Raw genomic sequence first — 17,073 nt, 5'->3', positions numbered from 1 at the left:
CCAGCATGGACTTAGCGCCGCTTTTTCAGCCAGTCGATAAATTGCCCAGCCGGTAGCGGCTTGGCAAACAGGTAACCTTGCTGCAGGTGGCAGCCAAGTTGTTGCAGCGTGTTTGATTGCGCCTGGGTTTCGACGCCTTCGCCGATGGTTTTCAAGCCCAGCCCTTCCGTCAGCATGATGATGGCTTTGGCCAGTGCCAGGTCTTGCGGGCTGTTTTCCAGGCGAGCGACGAAGGAGCGGTCCACCTTGAGCGTGGTGACCGGCAGGCGGGACAGGTAGGACAGCGAGGAGTAGCCGGTGCCGAAGTCATCGATCGCCAAGCCGAGTCCCATTTCGCGCAAGGCAGCAAGATTATCGCTGGCGGTGGTGTTGGGTGTGATCAGCAGGTTTTCCGTGATTTCAAGTTCGATGCGGCTGGCCGGGATGCCGGTTTCATCCAGAATCTGTTTCACCGTCGCGACAAAATGGGGGTGAGCCAGTTGGCGCGGTGACAGATTGACCGCCAAGGCAACCGCGTGTCCGTTGCTTTCCGGCCATTGCGCTGCCTGGCGACAGGCTTCGCGCAGCACCCATTCGCCGATGGCCTCGATCTGTCCGGTACTTTCGGCCAGGGGAATGAAGCGATCCGGGCTGATCAGGCCGAGGCTGGGTTGCTGCCAGCGCAACAAGGCTTCGGCGGCAAAGACCCGGTGGCTGCGGGTGTCCATGATGGGCTGAAAAGCGAGCAGGAACTCATTGTTGGCCAGCGCGTGTTGCAGGCAGTCCTCCAGTTCCATGCGCTCGCGGATATGTCGCGCCAGGTCCTGGTCATACATGCAGGCCAGGTTGCGGCCGTTTTCCTTGGCTCGATACATGGCGGCATCTGCGCTGGCCATCAACTGGGTCGGGTCGCTGCCATCCTGCGGGAAAAGGCTGATGCCGATGCTGCTCGTGACGCGGATGTCGCGTTCGGCAAAGCGCATCGGTTCGTTGAATTGCTGGAGAATCTTGCCGGCAATGCCGCCCGCGTCTTCGACCGAGGCAACCTCGGGGAGCAGGATGGCAAACTCGTCGCCGCCGAAGCGTGACACGGTGTCGCTTTCGCGAACGCAGGCCCTGAGCCAGATGGCCGCCGTACGTAAAACCTCGTCGCCGGTTGCGTGGCCAAGCGAGTCGTTGATCCGCTTGAAATTGTCCAGATCGATGAACAGCAGGGCAAGCGATTGTTTTTTCCGTTCCGCAGCCTGCATTGCTTTGTGTAGACGGTCTTCGAAAAGAAAACGGTTGGGCAAGCCGGTGCTGGCATCGTGGCTGGCTTGCCAGGCGATACGCTCATGCAGGGCGCTCTGGTTACGTCGCTGGCGCAAGATGGCGAGCAGCAGGCCAAGGATAATCAGCAGGCCGGTGACGCCTATCGTGCCCGGAAGCCAGAGGCTACGCCGCCAGGTTGCACTGATGATTTCTTCATTGGCCGACACATTGATGACCAGCCCGTGCGTGGGCAGCGTGCGATAGGCAACGCTGCGCGGTACGCCATCAATCGAGCTGATCGCACGGTAAAAGCCGTTGGCTGCACGGGGCTGGTGCTGGCGGAACAGGTCGATGTCCGAATAGTCCTTGGCAAAGGCGTCCGGGACCAGCGGGTAGCGCGCCAGTAAACGTGCGTCAAGCCGGTAGAGTGCGGCAGCCCCGCCTTCGAAAGGGATGGCGCTACGGTAATAGTCGGTGAGTTTTTCGACATCAAGCCCCGCATAAATGGTGCCGCGAAACTCACCACGGCGATTTTCACGGCGCAGTGTGAAGGCAATGGCCCAGCGTTTTGTCTTCTTGCCAAAAATTGGGCGACCGACTCGAACCCTGTTTTCACCGATGCCGTCACGTGCATCAGTGAAGTATTCCCGGTCGCTGTAATTCGGCGGAGGCGAGGGAATGGCAAATGAGCTGGCGAGCAGTTCGCCACGCGCTCCGACGATATTAAGTGAATTGACGGCCGGGAAATCGGCGGTACGCCGGCGCAGCATGCGCGTTGCTTCTTCGACGCCGGCGGGGGTGTTGAGGTCGAGTTGCGCGAGGTCGGCTTCGATGTTGTGTAAAAGTACGTCGATCGACTGGAAGGTGCGTTCGGTGTATTCGGCCAGCGCCGTTGCCAACAGCCCCAAGTTGCGCTCGCTGTCCTGGAAGGCACGTTCGCGTCGGGCATAGGTTTCGTAGATCGTCAGCGTCACGATCAGGCTGACCAGAATCATGCCGGTCAGGAGCAGGCGGATGATGGGAGGCGGTTTGTGGAAACCGGCTTCGAGACCCTCGTTCAAGACATTTTCTCCGAATGTTTGACTTCAATATAGCAGCAAGCGGAGAAGAGCGAAGTGTCGGTGATGCAGAGGCCGTGTCATCCGCAGGTAAAATAAGGCTCTACTTCGGGGGCGCGATGACAGGTTCTGGATTTTTTGCGGTAGGTTTGGGCGCAGCATTGGGCGCGTGGTCGCGCTGGTTGCTCGGCATGGGTTTGAATCCAATCTTTGTCGCCGTTCCGCTGGGCACGCTGGCGGCCAATTTGATGGGCGGTTATCTGATCGGCGTTGCGGTGGGCGTATTCCATCTCAACTCCGGCCTGCCTCCTGCGCTGAAGCTGTTTGCAATTACCGGGTTTCTCGGTGGTCTGACGACTTTCTCCAGCTTTTCTGCCGAAGTGGTCGAACGCATGCTGGCGGGCCAGCCCGGCTGGGCGATCGGCCTGGCCTCCCTGCATCTGGCCGGTTCGCTGACGGCTACCTACCTGGGGCTGCTGACCGTTGGCGCCACGCGCATCTGGTCTTGAACTGCTGCTTGCCTTGCCGGCCAAAGGCCGGTGTTTTGATTGATTGACGAAGGATATTCGCTTGAGCGCCACCATGACCTACGAGGAACACCTCGATGAAGTTACAACCCAGATTACCGAGCGCTATGAAATAAGCGACGAAGCGGCCATTCGCATGGTCATGCAGGCGCAGGAGGATGAGTATTTTTCTCCGCACGACGATGATCCGAAAATCTGCACGCTGGAGCGTGCCGGGCGTGACGCCAAGTGGGTGTTCAAGACCTATGGCAAAAAGCGCGGCTGAGCTTTTTCCAGTAAGCCGCTCAATACATGGATTAAGCCGGAATTTTCCTGCAAAATTCGCGGCTTAACTTTTGCAGGAATTGAATGTGCCGGTGAGCGCATTCCAGGTAATGGCCAAACACAACGAGCATGGGAAAACACGGCAGGAGTCGGGCGAACGCCTGCTCTGCCTGACATCTGATTTTGGCCGCCTGCGCGGCATGCAGCGCAACATGCTGCGGTCGATGGGTGAAAAGCGCGAAAAACTGCAGGCTGACTTTGCCGCCTTGCTTGAAAAGTCGCGTGCCACCTTGCTCAAGCGCCAGGCGGCATTGCCCAAGCCGGAGTTTCAGGCCGATCTGCCGGTCAATGAACGGCGCAGCGAAATTGCCGAACTGATCAAGCAGCACCAGGTCGTGATTGTTTGCGGTGAAACCGGTTCGGGCAAGACGACGCAGTTGCCCAAGATCTGCCTTGAACTCGGGCGCGGTGCAGCCGGCCTGATCGGCCACACCCAGCCGCGCCGGCTGGCGGCGCGTTCGGTCGCAACGCGTCTGGCGCAGGAATTGAAAACCCAGGTCGGCACCGGTGTCGGCGTCAAAATCCGCTTCCAGGACCGGTCGACCGCGGAATCCTGGGTCAAGCTGATGACCGACGGCATCCTGCTCGCCGAGTCGCAGTCCGATCCCTACCTCAGTGCCTACGACACGATCATCATCGACGAGGCGCACGAACGCAGCCTGAATATCGACTTCCTGCTCGGCTACCTCAAACAGTTGCTGCCCAAGCGCCCCGACCTGAAGGTGATCATCACCTCGGCGACGATCGACGCCGAGCGTTTCTCGCAGCACTTCAGCGGAGCGCCGGTGATTGAGGTGTCGGGCCGGCTTTTCCCGGTCGACATCCGTTATCGGCCGATTTCGGATCTGGAAAAAGAAGACGACGAGCGCGATCTCTACGAGGCGATTACCGATGCGGTCGACGAACTGGCTCGGCTCGGCCCTGGCGATACGCTGGTCTTCCTGCCTGGCGAGCGCGAAATCCGCGAAGCCGCCGAGGCGTTGCGCAAGCGTCATCCGCCGCACACCGAAATCCTGCCGCTCTTCTCGCGCTTGTCGGCCGGCGATCAGGACCGGATTTTCAAGCCTTCCGGGGCGCGGCGTATCGTGCTGGCGACCAATGTGGCTGAAACCTCGCTCACCGTGCCGGGCATTCGCTACGTGGTGGATAGCGGCCTGGCCCGGGTCAAGCGTTACTCGTATCGCAACAAGGTCGAACAGTTGCAGATCGAGCGCATTTCGCAGGCTGCGGCGCGCCAGCGGGCCGGGCGTTGCGGCCGGGTGGCGGCCGGTGTTTGTATCCGCTTGTACGACGAGTTGGATTTCAACGCCCGCCCGCCGTTTACAGATCCGGAAATCCTGCGTTCCAGTCTGGCCGGCGTGATCTTGCGCATGAAGTCGCTGAAGCTGACTGAGGTCGAGAACTTTCCCTTCATCGAACCACCGCCGCCCAAGGCAATTGCCGACGGCTACGCGCTGCTGCAGGAACTGGGCGCGCTCGATGATGAAAATCGTCTGACCAAGGTCGGTGACGCGCTGGCCCGTTTGCCGCTCGATCCGCGTATCGGCCGCATGCTGGTCGCGGCGCGCGATCTCGGTTGTCTCAAGGAAGTGATGGTCATTGCTGCCGGCCTGTCGGCGCAGGACCCGCGCGAGCGACCGCAGGAGCGCCAGCAGGCGGCGGACGAGAAACACAAATTGTTTGCTGACGAGAAATCGGAATTCCTCGGCTGGTGGAAATTGTGGAACTGGTTCCAGAATGCGGTCGAGCACAAGAAATCGAACAAGCAGTTGATCGACAACTGCCACGCGCATTTCCTATCCTACTTGCGGATGCGCGAATGGCGCGAGGTGCACGGCCAGCTGCACGCCATGATCGGCGAACTGGGCTGGAAGGAAAACGAGATTCCCGGCACCTTCGAGGCCATCCACCAAGCGCTGCTTGCCGGCTTGCTCGGCAACCTCGGCTGCAAGTCCGACGAGTCCGGCTATTACCTCGGTGCACGCGGTATCCGCTACCTGATCCATCCCTCGTCGCCGCTGCAGAAAAAGGCCGGCAAGTGGATCATGGCGGCCGAGATCACCGAGACGACCAAACTCTTCGGTCGGTGCGTGGCTCGAATTGAACCGGACTGGCTGGAGAGAGTAGGCGCTCACTTGATAAAGCGCAGCTACTTCGATCCGCACTGGGAAAAGAAGTCGATGCAGGTCTCGGCCTGGGAGCGGACGACGCTGTACGGCGTGGTGATCAATCCCAAGCGGCGGGTCCATTACGGCCCGATGGCGCCGTCCGAAGGGCGTGAAATCTTCATCCGCCAGGGCCTGGTCGGTGAAGAAATCGACGATGCCTTCGCCAAGCGCTGGCCGTTCTTTCAGCATAACCAGAAACTGATCCGCGAGATCGAACATCTCGAACACAAGCAGCGGCGCCAGGATGTGCTGGTCGATGACGAGCTGATCTACGCTTTCTACGACCACCTGCTGCCCGAAGGCATTCACAACGGCGCCACCTTCGATCACTGGCGCAAGGAAGCCGAGCGCGACAATCCTAAGCTGCTGTTCCTGGCCAAGGATGATCTGATGCGTCACTCGGCGGCTGGCGTGACGACCGAAGCCTTCCCGCATCACCTCAAAGTCGGCGGGGCGGAGTATGCGCTCACCTACCATTTTGAGCCCGGTTCGCCGCGAGATGGCGTGACTTTGGCGTTGCCACTGGCGCAACTCAACCAGATTCCGGTGCTGCGCATGGAGTGGCTGGTGCCCGGCTTGCTCAAGGAAAAGCTGGTTCAGTTGATCAAGACGCTGCCGCAACGTATCCGCGCCAAGCTGGTACCGGTGCCGGAATTTGTCGAAGAATTCATGTCGACCGTGGCAAACGATGATCGCAAGATGAATCAGGGCCTGATCGCCCCGTTGATCGATTACATTTTGACGGCGCGCGGCCTGAACGCACGCGGTTGGGCGGTAACGCCGGATGCTTTCCGGCCGGATGCCTTGCCGCTGCATTTTTCGATGAACTACAAGTTGCTCGACGAGCATGGCCGGCAGCTCGACATGGGGCGCAGCCTGGTCCAGTTGCGGGCCGACTGGGGGCGTGAGGCGAAGCAGGAGTTCGCCGAGTTGCATGAAACACCCTCGGAATACACCAAGCTGACCGACTGGACCTTCGGCGAGTTGCCGGAGTTGATGGAGGTGCCGGTTGCCGGCCAGACTGTGCTCGGCTATCCGGGCCTGACCGATGATGGCGAGACGGTTAGCCTGAAAGTTTTCGATTCGGCCGAGGAGGCCGCCGAGGCGCATCGTGCCGGCCTGCTCCGCCTGTTCATGCTGCAGTTCCGTGAACAGGTGAAATACTTCGACAAAAACGTGCCGGGCCTGACCCAGATGGGTATGCAATATATGGCACTGGGCACGACTGAGGAATTGAAGCGTCAGATTGTCGATCAGACCTTCGAGCGCGCCTGCTTGAGCGAGCCTTTGCCGGCCGATGCCGCTGCCTTTAAGGCGCGCTGTGCCGAGGCCAAGGCGCGGCTCGGGCTGATCATGCAGGAAGTCTGTCGCATGGTCGGTGCCGTGCTCACTGAATGGCAGGCGGTCAGCAAAAAACTCCCGGCTTTCAAGGCGCATGCTGCTGCGACGCAGGATATCGATGCACAACTGAAACGCCTGCTCGGCAAGCGCTTCATCATCGAAACGCCATTCGAGCGGTTGCAGCACTATCCGCGTTATCTCAAGGGGATTCAGGTCCGGCTCGACAAACTGAAGGCTGATCCGGCGCGCGATGCCCGTTTGATGGCTGAATACGCACCCTTGTGGACCAATTACGAACGGCGCTTTCTGCAACTCGCCAAGCAGGGAACCAGCGATCCGCAGATCGAGCAGTTCCGCTGGTTGATGGAAGAGTTGCGGATCAGCCTGTTTGCCCAGGAGTTGCGGACGCCGGTGCCGGTGTCGACCAAGCGCCTGCAGAAACAATGGGAAGGAATTCAGCATGGCTGAGGTGATGCTCGCCTTGATGCGTACGCTGGCCAGCCTGCGTCAGGGGAAGATCTGGGCGTATGTGCTGCTGCCGGCCCTGTTTTCGCTCGTGTTGTCGATCGGTCTGGCCGTCTGGGGGCTGGGGGCGCTGGTCGAGCAGATGATGGCCTACCCGCCGATGACTTTTCTGGTCGGCTGGGGGCTGCTCTGGCTGGCGCATATCCTCGCCTATCTGGGCGGCTGGATGGCGATTTTTGCTGTCGCCTACCTGACGGCCTCGCTGCTTGCCGCCCTCCTGATCCTGCCATTGATGCTCAAGCACCTGGCGCAATCCGAATATCAGGATGTGGCGCCGATGGGGCGCGACAGTTTCGTCGCTGCCGCGGTCAACAGCATCTGGGCATCAATTTTGTTCGTCGGTGGCTGGTTGGTGACTTTGCCGCTCTGGCTGGTGCCCGGTTTTTCGCTGATCGTCCCGATGTTGCTGATGGCCTGGCTGAATCACCGGACCTTTGCCTATGACGCCTTGTCGATGCATGCGACGGATGCGGAGTGGGATGTTCTTCGGGCTCAAGGCAAGGGGCCGATGTTCATGCTCGGCTTGAGCATGGCGCTTTTGGCGCACTTGCCGGTGGTCGGCCTGCTGGTGCCGGCGTTGGCCGCACTTTCATTCATTCATTATGGTTTGGAGTCCCTGCGCCGGACGCGTGCCGGGGCATTGGTCACTATCGTTGGAGAACGGATATGAGTCGTACTTTTGGCGCGGTTATCGTCGGCGATGAAATACTGTCCGGCAAACGCCAGGACAAGCATTTCGCCAGGATTGCTGAAATGCTCGGCGCGCGTGGCCTGAGCTTGAGCTGGGTTGAGTACCTGGGCGACGATCGCCAGCGTCTGGCGGCGACCTTCCGTCGCACGATGGCCGCGGGTGATGTGGTGTTTTCCTGTGGCGGCATCGGTAATACGCCGGACGATCACACGCGTCAGGCGGTTGCGGCAGCGCTGGGCGTCGGGTTGGCGCTGCATCCCGTCGGCTTCGAGGAAATCAAGGTACGCTTCGCCAATGAAGAAATTACCGAGCAGCGCAAGCAACTGGTGACTTTCCCGGCAGGGGTTCAAATCGTGCCCAATCCGTTCAACCGGATTCCCGGCTTCATGGCCAACGACCATTATTTCGTACCGGGTTTTCCGCAAATGGCTCATCCGATGATCGAATGGGCGCTCGATACCTTCTATGCCGATCTGTTCAAGCCGGTCGACAGCAAGGTCGAAAAGGCTTTCTTGCTGACCGGCCCGAATGCCTACGAAAGTGCATTGCTCGACCTGATGGAACGTATCGTCAAGGATTACCCGACGCTGCGCCTGTTTTCACTCCCCTCCCTGATCGGCAAGGAGCGCAAGCATCTTGAACTCGGGGTGGAAGGAGCGCCGCTGTTGGTCGATCAAGCCATGCAGGAAATTCGTCAAGAAATCGAAGCGCGCAAGATTGATTGGGTCTGGCGGCCGTAGACGAATCTTGCGGTCGACGTGAAAAAGCCCGCAATTTGCGGGCTTTTCATTGTGCAGCAGAAGCGCCGGATTACTTGGCGGCGGTCTTGCGGGCTGCGGCGGTAGTTGCGCTGACGGCCTTGGCTGCCGGCTTGGCAACGACGGTCTTGCCTGCGGCTTGCAGGTTGGCTTCGGCGATGTCGGACAATTGCTTGGCCATGCCGGTCATATTGTCGAAAGCCTTGGTCGAGGCATTCAGCATCGACTGCATCGTGGCGGCAAACACGTCGCCACCGACCGGTGCGGAGGTCTTGGCCTTTTCAACTGCGCTGGTGGCGTTCTTGGTGAAGCTGCTGTACTGGGCTTCCATGACGGAAGTCACTTCCTTCTGCATTTCGGAAACCAGTTCATACACATTGCGCGAATAGTCCATCCACTTCTCTGCGCCAGGCTGGGCGAGAGTCGTGTTGAGCTTGGCGATTTCGTTAACATCCTTGGCAGCCATCAGTTGCTGGGTGCTGGCCACGGTGTTGTTGAAAAACTCGCGGGAGGCAGCCATGTTCAGGGCGGTCAGGCGCTCGACGCCGTTGAAGGCGGTGCGCAACAGGGCCATCATGACTTCGGCGTTGGCTTTTTGGGCGGCGGTCAGTTGTTCGATATTCGGATTGCTCATCATCTTCTCCAGTCTGTTTTGGTGGGTGTGGATGAAACAAAGCCCCCGCTTTCACGGGGGCTTTTTGAAGCTGATTACTTCTTCTTGGAAGCAGCGGCGGAAGCGCCAACAGCCTTGACGGTTGCGTTGGTAGCAGCAGCAACATTGGCTTCAGCGATTTCAGCAACTTGCTTGGCAGCCTTGTTCATGTTGTCGAAGGCGGAGTTGGCGGCAGCGATTGCGCTCTTGACGGCAGCAACGGCAACGTCGGAACCAGCCGGAGCGGACTTGGCAGCTTGATCCAGCAGGCCGGCAACGGTCTTCTGGAAATCGCCGAACTGGGACTCAACCATCTTGGAAACTTCTTCCTGGGTCTGAGCGGAGATTTCATACACGGAACGGGAGTAGGCGACAGCCTTCTCGACATTCGGCTGGGCCAGGGAAGCCTGGATCGACAGGGCTTCCTGAACGTCCTTGGCACCCATCAGGGCCTTGGCGCCGGAGACAGAGTCTTCGACCAGCGAACGGGCGGTGTTCAGGTTCAGGGCAGCGATGCGCTCGGCAGATGCCAGGGCGGTGTTAGCCAGGGACAGCAGGGAGTCAACGGTTGCCTTGTTGGCGGAAGCGAATTGCTCAGGGGTCTTGAACATAGTGAATCTCCTAAAATTAAAGGTCATGCAAAACAGTCAGAAAGCTGTCGCAGCGCACTTTGTTAAAGCGATGTTGCACCGCACCATGTCCATAATTATAGGCGTGAATACTACAATGTCAACCCTTGATTTGTGCACTGCACAATTTTTGCATTTCTGCCTAATAAACAACGTGCTACATTGGTTTTTAAAACTGTATTTCAGGTGTTGTTTTGCGTTGCACCACTACTGGTTTTGTTGCTCATTCGCGGATGGGGGCAGCTTGCAGTCCGCCGGCGCCTTTCAGCTCAAGGCGGTCGCCACGGCTGGTGTTTGTTTCCGGCTGGGTGCCTTTGCTTTTCGGTTGAATAACGGCGCGAACGCGAGCCGGCGGGCCTTTCGGATTGGATGATTCGCCGGCTGTCACCAAGTATTTTTCACTAACTGCGTCGTACCAGATGTAGTCGCCCTTGACCTGGTCTTCGCCGCTCCTGACCCAGGCGCGATGAAACAGTTCGGCGACTTCCTTGTTGGTGTCGTATTCGATGCGTTCGGCTTCTCCGTCGACGTACTCTTCCTTGCCTTCGCGTTTTTGGCGGAAGCGTGCGAGGCCGTCCTTGCCCGAAAAAGCGGTTCCTTTCTGGAAGCCATATTTATCTTCGGTGACGACGACGCGATCTGCTTTGAGAATCATCGTGCCTTTGGTGATGATGACGTCGCCTTCGAGAATCTGGATCTTTTTGGCGTCGTCAATCGAAATCCTGTTGGCCTCCAGTTGCATGGGTTTGTCGCGGTCGGCTCTTTCGGCAAGTGCGTGTGGCGCAACAAGGGCGCAGAGGGTGAGGGTGGTGGCGATGCGAAGGATCATTTCAAAGCCTTGGGTCGGATATAAAGGCCGGTTACCTGTGATTGCAGCACAAGAGTGGCATTATTGTTGTCAAGGTTGGCACCAATACCCTTGACCCAGGATTGGCCCTGGGTGATTTCAACGGCATTGTTCGTAAAGGCGGTACCGGCGTCCGGTTTGGCGGTCAGGTCTGGCATGCGTGCCATCATTTCCGGGCGGGTTGGTGTGGCGGCCCGGGTGAGGATGACGTCATCCCACAGGTAAACGGTTTCCCCCTTCGAGGTGACCTTGCCATTCTTGCTGGATACGGTGACCGGTGGCGCCTCGGGGCGGTAACTGGTCAAAACCGGCGATTTGAGCTCGGAGCTGTCATCGTCCGGGTAGTGCACCAGGTAGGGAGCGGTCAGGCGATATTTAACCTGTCCGTCCTCGTTGAAGCGGCGCGCAATGAAGTTTTCGGCAATGGCATCTGGGTCGTGGCGCAGCTTGCTGTCATGTCGCGGCTCTTCCTGGTCGACCGTTTTCTGCAGCCAGAAACTGAGCGCTGCCAGCAAGGCCAGCAGGATGATCGGGAAAAGTTGGCTGGGCCAGTGTTTCATGGAAGGTAGGGGGCGAAGGCGATATCGAGTTTGTCTTGCGCGGCAAGAATGAGTTCGATGGCTTCACGTACGGCGCCGTGACCACCTGCGGCCCGGGTGGTGACATGGGCGTGGCGCTGGACGATCGGGCGAGCATTGGCAGGGGCGATGGCCAGGCCCGACTGGGTCATGACTGCGAGGTCGATCAGGTCATCACCCATGAACGCGCATTCCGACCATTCGAGTGAAAGTTGCTGCCGCAGGCTGTCGACCGTGGCTTTTTTGTTCGATACGCCTTGATGGACGTGCTCGATTCCCAGGTCGGCTGCGCGGCAGGCCACTACGCCCGAGGTTCTTCCGGTCACAATGGCGACGTGAAAGCCGAGGCGCTGCAACAGCTTGATGCCCAGGCCATCCTGAACGTTGAATGTTTTGAGTTCTCCACCATGGTCGTCGTAGTGCAGGCCGCCATCGGTCATGACGCCATCAATGTCGAAAGCAATCAGCCGGATTGATGCGGCGCGGGTGTTGGCATCCATTAAATAACTTTCGCAGTAAAAAGGTCATGCATGTTGAGTGCGCCTTGCAAGCGATTTTCAGCGTCGGCGACAAGCAGTGCATTGATCCGCAGGCGTTCCATCATTTCGACGGCTTCGACGGCCAGTCGATCCGGCCCGATGGTTCTGGGGGTGCGGTGCATGATGGTCGAAATGGGCGCTTGCTGTAATTCGATGCGCTTTTCAAAGGCTCGGCGCAAATCACCATCGGTGAAAATGCCGAGAATGGTTTGCTGTTCATCGGTAATCGCCACCAGGCCGAGTCCACCGCGGGACATTGCAATGATTGCATCGGTGATGTCTGTTTCAGGTGATACCGCCGGGACTTGCTGGCCGGAACGCATGACATCGCGAACATGTGTCAGCAGGCGGCGCCCGAGAGAGCCGCCGGGGTGGGAGCGGGCAAAGTCGTCCGGGCTGAAGCCGCGCGCATCGAGAAGCGCTACGGCTAGGGCATCGCCCAGTGCAAGCGCAGCTGTCGTGCTGGCGGTGGGTGCCAGGTTGTGCGGGCAGGCTTCCTGGGTAACGCCGGCATCAAGGTGGATGTCAGCCTCGCGGGCGAGCGTCGATGTTGCTACGCCCGTCATTGAAATCAGTTTTGCGCCCTGACGCTTGATCTGGGGGACGATACGCAGCAATTCTTCCGATTCACCGGAGTTGGATAGGGCCAGCAGGACATCGTCACGCGTAATCATGCCCAAGTCGCCATGGCTGGCCTCAGCTGGGTGCACGAAGTAGGCCGGGGTGCCGGTGCTGGCCATGGTTGCTGCAATCTTGCGGGCTATATGCCCTGATTTGCCCATGCCGCTGACAATGACGCGGCCATGGCTGTTCAGAATCAATTCGACCGCCTGAGCAAAGTCGTCGTTAATTCTGTTAATTAATGCGTCGACCGCAGCAGCTTCAATGCTCAGGGTTTGCCGACCCAGAGCCAGAGCGCGTTCCGACGAAAAATGAGGGAGATTTTGGCTTGGGTTCATGAGCTGGCTGCGGTTATGATGGCCGAAGTATACCTGACTTCGTGAAACGGCCTTGAGCGCACTCTCCCTCGTCCTTCTGCTATTAGGCGCTTCGGTGCTCGCCGTGGTGATATTTCGCCGTTTTAACCTGCCGCCGGTGCTTGGCTATCTTCTTGTTGGCAGTCTGATCGGCCCGCATGCGCTGAACTTGATGGAAGATGTTACGCGGGCGCAGTACCTTGCCGAGTTCGGTGTCGTCTTTCTGATGTTCTCGATCGGCCTGGAGTTCTCGCTGCCTAAGCTTTATGCCATGAAGCGCATTGTGTTTGGCTTGGGGCTGCTGCAGGTTCTGCTCTCGGTGGCGCTGATTGGCGGCATCGTTATTTCCTTTGGTTTGAGCTGGCAGCTCGGTGTCGCGCTGGGCGGTGTCTTCGCGATGTCGTCGACGGCGGTGCTGACCAAGTTGCTGGCCGAGCGCATGCAGCTTGATTCGGCTCATGGGCGTGAAGTGATGGGGGTTCTGCTCTTTCAGGATCTTGCCGTCGTTCCCTTGTTGGTCTTGATTCCCTCTTTGAGCCAGCCGCCGGAAAAGCTGGCGATGATGCTGGGCGTTGCATTGCTCAAGGCGATTGTTGTCTTGGCGGTCATTCTGGTCTTTGGTCAGAAACTGATGCGCAAGTGGTTTCATTTTGTGGCTAGGGCAAAGTCTTCCGAAGTGTTTGTGCTGAATGTTTTGTTGATTACGCTGGGGCTGGCTTATGTAACAGAGCTGGCCGGTCTTTCCCTCGCATTGGGCGCTTTTGTGGCCGGGATGCTGATTTCGGAAACTGAATTCCGCTTGCAGGTGGAAGAGGACATCAAGTCCTTCCGCGACGTGCTGATGGGCCTCTTCTTCGTCACGATCGGCGTCAAGCTCGACTTGAGTATTCTGCTCGGTCTTTGGTGGCAAATACTCCTCGCGCTGGCCGCGCTATTGATTGTGAAGAGTTTGATGGTCGGGGTTTTGTCCTGGCGTCTTGGTGCATCTCCAGGCAATGCGATCCGCTCGGCGCTATGGCTTTGTGCGGGTGGGGAATTTGGCTTTGTGCTGCTCGGTGAAATTATGCATCTGCCCAAATCGGTCGAGCAGATTGCGCTGACTGTTCTGGTTTTGTCGATGCTGGTTGCGCCATTTATTGTTCAATACAGTGAAAAACTGGTGATGCGCTTTGTGGCCAGCGAGTGGTTATTGCGCTCGATGCAACTGACGCGAATCGCTGCTCAGTCGATGGGCGCCGAAAAGCATGCGATCTTGTGTGGGTTTGGCAGAAACGGCCAATACCTGGCCCGCTTTCTCGGGCAGGAGGGTGTCAACTATATAGCGCTCGATCTTGACCCCGATCGCGTCAGGGAAGCATCGGCTGGCGGCGAGAGTGTTGTGTTTGGTGATTCGGGACGGAAAGAGTCGCTGATGGCGGCTGGTTTGATGCGTGCGAGCGTTGTCATTATCACGATCAACGATACGCCTCTGGCGGAAAAAATCTTGCACCATGTACAGGAGTTGCGTCCCGATCTGCCTGTCGTGGTGCGCACGTCGGATGAGCGCGACCTCTCCCGGTTGTCAAAGGCCGGGGCTGCAGAGGTTGTTCCCGAGACGCTGGAGGCCAGTCTGATGTTGGCCTCACATGCCTTGGTGTTGGTTGGCGTGCCAATCAATCGGGTGCTGAAGCGTATTCGTCAGGCCAGAACCCAGCGCTATCGTTTGCTGCGCGGATTTTTCCATGGCCTCTCTGACAGTGATGAGGATGATGAGTACCAGTCCCGGCTCCATTCAGTATGGCTTGCTCCCGGCGCGGCAGGGATAGGCCAGACATTGGCGCAGCTTGATATGGAAAGTTTTGGCTGCGAGGTCAGTGCAATTCGTCGCCGGGGAATTCGTGCAGTCGAGCCGGCGCCCGAGACGCGCTTGGAGGTCGGGGATGTCGTTGTTGTTCTTGGTGATCCCGAGGCTGTTTCTGCCGCTGAGCAGCGTTTGCTGCAAAAGTAAAACCCGCCGTGGCGGGATTCGCTTTATTAAAGTGACTTGCAAACAACGTAGACCGCAGTACTGTCTTCGCTATATACGGCTGAGTCTGCCAGTTTTGTACTGAGCTCGGCAGCTTTGTCTGACCCACGAACTGCACCGGTGCCAGGTTTGCCATCGTCGAGCAGGGTGTCTATCGCCCCGGCAATTTTTCCGGATAAGCCGCTGGAACAAATGGTCAGCCCGTTATTGCCCAAGGCGCCATTCTGTACCTGCAAGAGGCCACCTGCCGAATTTTGCGGCGCAATTTTGCTGCTGGGGTCGCCGGCAACGAATCCGGAGAGGCGAAGATGCTGCCAAAGTTTGCAGTTTTCGGAGTCTTTGGCCGTGTCCGCGGCGCAATTCAGAATGGATGCCACGCTCCCATCATCCAGGGAACCATTTCCGTTGCCCTTGCCAGCCTGAGGGCTGGTCCAGCGACTATCAGCGAGATCATCGTCTCCGGGCAATTTTCTGTAACGATCCTGATAGCCATAGATTGCAACCGTGATGTTGCTGAAGTCGGCGGCTACACTTTTGATGCGTGCCTGCGTGATGAGCTCCTGCCCCTTGAGGGCGCCTCCCAGCAGTAGCCCGATGATGATCAGGACGATGGCTATTTCTACAAGCGTGAACCCGCGTTGATTTTGTGTCATTGATTTCTCCATTACAGGTTATATCGAACAACGGCAAAATTGCCGTTTGCATAATATACCCATTTATCATTTTTAGGCGGCTGGTGCTTTTTGTTGGTGTTTGGATTCGAATGGAAAAAAATCGACGAACTGCTTGACTGCGATTTTGGTGTGTATATAATTCGCCCTCTTCGCTGCTGCCGGGGTTTCCGGCGGAAGGGAAGGAGAAGTTGGTAGGAAAAAAGAAGTGAGAAAGTGCTTGACGAGATGTAGGAAGTGCTTCATAATCTCGCTTCTCTGCTGCAGACGAATCGAAAGAAACGGCGCGGTAGCGATCTTTAAAAATTTGAACAACCGATAGGTGTGGGTGCCTTGATGCGAAGCGACGCAAGTCGCAAAAAGTATTAAGGCAATCACACGGATGGAGAGATCCATCGAGGTAGGAGTAAAAATTCTACCGTCAGTGAATTGCGAGTGTTTTGGATTGAACTGAAGAGTTTGATCCTGGCTCAGATTGAACGCTGGCGGCATGCCTTACACATGCAAGTCGAACGGTAACAGGGAGCTTGCTCCGCTGACGAGTGGCGAACGGGTGAGTAATGTATCGGAACGTACCTTTCAGTGGGGGATAACGTAGCGAAAGTTACGCTAATACCGCATATTCTGTGAGCAGGAAAGCAGGGGACCTTCGGGCCTTGCGCTGATTGAGCGGCTGATATCAGATTAGCTAGTTGGTGAGGTAAAGGCTCACCAAGGCGACGATCTGTAGCGGGTCTGAGAGGATGATCCGCCACACTGGAACTGAGACACGGTCCAGACTCCTACGGGAGGCAGCAGTGGGGAATTTTGGACAATGGGGGCAACCCTGATCCAGCCATGCCGCGTGAGTGAAGAAGGCCTTCGGGTTGTAAAGCTCTTTCGGCCGGGAAAAAATCGCATGGGCTAATACCCTGTGTGGATGATGGTACCGGAATAAGAAGCACCGGCTAACTACGTGCCAGCAGCCGCGGTAATACGTAGGGTGCGAGCGTTAATCGGAATTACTGGGCGTAAAGCGTGCGCAGGCGGTTTTTTAAGACAGGCGTGAAATCCCCGGGCTCAACCTGGGAACTGCGCTTGTGACTGGAAGGCTAGAGTACGGCAGAGGGGGGTGGAATTCCACGTGTAGCAGTGAAATGCGTAGAGATGTGGAGGAACACCAATGGCGAAGGCAGCCCCCTGGGTCGATACTGACGCTCATGCACGAAAGCGTGGGGAGCAAACAGGATTAGATACCCTGGTAGTCCACGCCCTAAACGATGTCAACTAGGTGTTGGGTGGGTAAAACCATTTAGTACCGGAGCTAACGCGTGAAGTTGACCGCCTGGGGAGTACGGCCGCAAGGTTAAAACTCAAAGGAATTGACGGGGACCCGCACAAGCGGTGGATGATGTGGATTAATTCGATGCAACGCGAAAAACCTTACCTACCCTTGACATGTCCAGAAGCCCGAAGAGATTTGGGTGTGCCCGAAAGGGAGCTGGAACACAGGTGCTGCATGGCTGTCGTCAGCTCGTGTCGTGAGATGTTGGGTTAAGTCCCGCAACGAGCGC

At 57.8% G+C, this 17,073-nt stretch carries 15 protein-coding genes and 1 rRNA gene (1 of these 16 cut by a window edge); 7 read left to right on the top strand and 9 right to left on the bottom strand.

Translation table 11 applies throughout. From position 1 onward, the window contains the following. Positions 1-11 precede the first annotated feature (11 nt). Entirely contained in the window at positions 12-2,291 is a 2,280-nt protein-coding gene (locus tag KI614_RS13005) for a putative bifunctional diguanylate cyclase/phosphodiesterase (protein WP_226406109.1), read from the bottom strand. A 116-nt stretch (positions 2,292-2,407) separates the two neighbouring features. Here KI614_RS13005 and crcB point away from each other — a divergent pair, with 116 nt between their 5' ends. The 5 genes from crcB (at position 2,408) to KI614_RS12980 (ending at position 8,604) form a co-directional block, all read left to right on the top strand. Continuing rightward, positions 2,408-2,797 (top strand): fluoride efflux transporter CrcB, encoded by a 390-nt coding sequence (gene crcB, locus KI614_RS13000; RefSeq protein WP_226406108.1) that lies wholly within the window; start codon positions 2,408-2,410, stop codon positions 2,795-2,797. Between the two features lie 73 nt (positions 2,798-2,870). Continuing rightward, positions 2,871-3,080, top strand: coding sequence for a hypothetical protein (locus KI614_RS12995; protein WP_203469434.1), 210 nt, complete (start codon positions 2,871-2,873; stop codon positions 3,078-3,080). Between the two features lie 199 nt (positions 3,081-3,279). Beyond that, the gene (hrpA, locus tag KI614_RS12990; RefSeq protein WP_226409351.1) at positions 3,280-7,116 is read left to right on the top strand and encodes an ATP-dependent RNA helicase HrpA; all 3,837 of its coding nucleotides are present in this window, start codon (positions 3,280-3,282) and stop codon (positions 7,114-7,116) included. Continuing rightward, positions 7,109-7,843: an EI24 domain-containing protein gene (locus KI614_RS12985; RefSeq protein ID WP_226406107.1), complete on the top strand. Its 735-nt coding sequence runs from the start codon at positions 7,109-7,111 to the stop codon at positions 7,841-7,843. The genes hrpA and KI614_RS12985 overlap by 8 nt, the downstream gene beginning before the upstream one ends. Then, the gene (locus KI614_RS12980; protein ID WP_226406106.1) at positions 7,840-8,604 is read left to right on the top strand and encodes a competence/damage-inducible protein A; all 765 of its coding nucleotides are present in this window, start codon (positions 7,840-7,842) and stop codon (positions 8,602-8,604) included. The genes KI614_RS12985 and KI614_RS12980 overlap by 4 nt, the downstream gene beginning before the upstream one ends. Before the next feature lie 70 nt (positions 8,605-8,674). Here the strand turns inward: KI614_RS12980 and KI614_RS12975 are convergent, their stop codons facing one another. The 6 genes from KI614_RS12975 to KI614_RS12950 all read right to left on the bottom strand — a co-directional run bounded on the left by KI614_RS12975 (position 8,675) and on the right by KI614_RS12950 (position 12,826). Continuing rightward, positions 8,675-9,259, bottom strand: a complete 585-nt coding sequence (locus KI614_RS12975; RefSeq protein ID WP_226406105.1) for a phasin family protein — start codon at positions 9,257-9,259, stop codon at positions 8,675-8,677. Between the two features lie 71 nt (positions 9,260-9,330). Then, positions 9,331-9,885 carry a phasin family protein gene (locus KI614_RS12970; RefSeq protein WP_203467452.1) on the bottom strand — a complete coding sequence of 185 codons (555 nt, stop codon included), beginning with the start codon at positions 9,883-9,885 and terminating at the stop codon, positions 9,331-9,333. A gap of 241 nt (positions 9,886-10,126) precedes the next feature. Continuing rightward, the gene (lptA, locus tag KI614_RS12965) at positions 10,127-10,732 is read right to left on the bottom strand and encodes a lipopolysaccharide transport periplasmic protein LptA (RefSeq protein ID WP_226406104.1); all 606 of its coding nucleotides are present in this window, start codon (positions 10,730-10,732) and stop codon (positions 10,127-10,129) included. Beyond that, positions 10,729-11,310, bottom strand: coding sequence for an LPS export ABC transporter periplasmic protein LptC (gene lptC, locus KI614_RS12960; protein ID WP_226406103.1), 582 nt, complete (start codon positions 11,308-11,310; stop codon positions 10,729-10,731). Before lptC ends, lptA begins: the two co-directional genes overlap by 4 nt. Continuing rightward, positions 11,307-11,828 carry a KdsC family phosphatase gene (locus tag KI614_RS12955; protein ID WP_226406102.1) on the bottom strand — a complete coding sequence of 174 codons (522 nt, stop codon included), beginning with the start codon at positions 11,826-11,828 and terminating at the stop codon, positions 11,307-11,309. Before KI614_RS12955 ends, lptC begins: the two co-directional genes overlap by 4 nt. Continuing rightward, positions 11,828-12,826 (bottom strand): KpsF/GutQ family sugar-phosphate isomerase, encoded by a 999-nt coding sequence (locus KI614_RS12950; RefSeq protein WP_226406101.1) that lies wholly within the window; start codon positions 12,824-12,826, stop codon positions 11,828-11,830. Before KI614_RS12950 ends, KI614_RS12955 begins: the two co-directional genes overlap by 1 nt. Before the next feature lie 52 nt (positions 12,827-12,878). Between KI614_RS12950 and KI614_RS12945 the strand changes: the two genes are divergently transcribed. After that, positions 12,879-14,831: a monovalent cation:proton antiporter-2 (CPA2) family protein gene (locus KI614_RS12945; protein ID WP_226406100.1), complete on the top strand. Its 1,953-nt coding sequence runs from the start codon at positions 12,879-12,881 to the stop codon at positions 14,829-14,831. A 26-nt stretch (positions 14,832-14,857) separates the two neighbouring features. Here KI614_RS12945 and KI614_RS12940 read toward each other — a convergent pair whose 3' ends face one another. Both KI614_RS12940 and KI614_RS12935 read right to left on the bottom strand, forming a co-directional pair. After that, positions 14,858-15,502 (bottom strand): prepilin-type N-terminal cleavage/methylation domain-containing protein, encoded by a 645-nt coding sequence (locus tag KI614_RS12940; protein ID WP_226406099.1) that lies wholly within the window; start codon positions 15,500-15,502, stop codon positions 14,858-14,860. A gap of 72 nt (positions 15,503-15,574) precedes the next feature. Next, positions 15,575-15,916 (bottom strand): hypothetical protein, encoded by a 342-nt coding sequence (locus KI614_RS12935; protein ID WP_226406098.1) that lies wholly within the window; start codon positions 15,914-15,916, stop codon positions 15,575-15,577. Positions 15,917-15,967: 51 nt separating this feature from the next. On the opposite strand from KI614_RS12935, the gene KI614_RS12930 reads away from it, so the two are divergent. Next, positions 15,968-17,073: ribosomal RNA gene (locus tag KI614_RS12930) — 16S ribosomal RNA — on the top strand (it continues 432 nt past the right edge of the window).

Source organism: Dechloromonas denitrificans (genome assembly GCF_020510665.1).
Classification (GTDB): domain Bacteria; phylum Pseudomonadota; class Gammaproteobacteria; order Burkholderiales; family Rhodocyclaceae; genus Azonexus; species Azonexus denitrificans_B.
The sequence above is the reverse complement of the archived record's forward strand: the minus strand, read 5'-3'. Positions and strand labels throughout refer to the sequence as shown.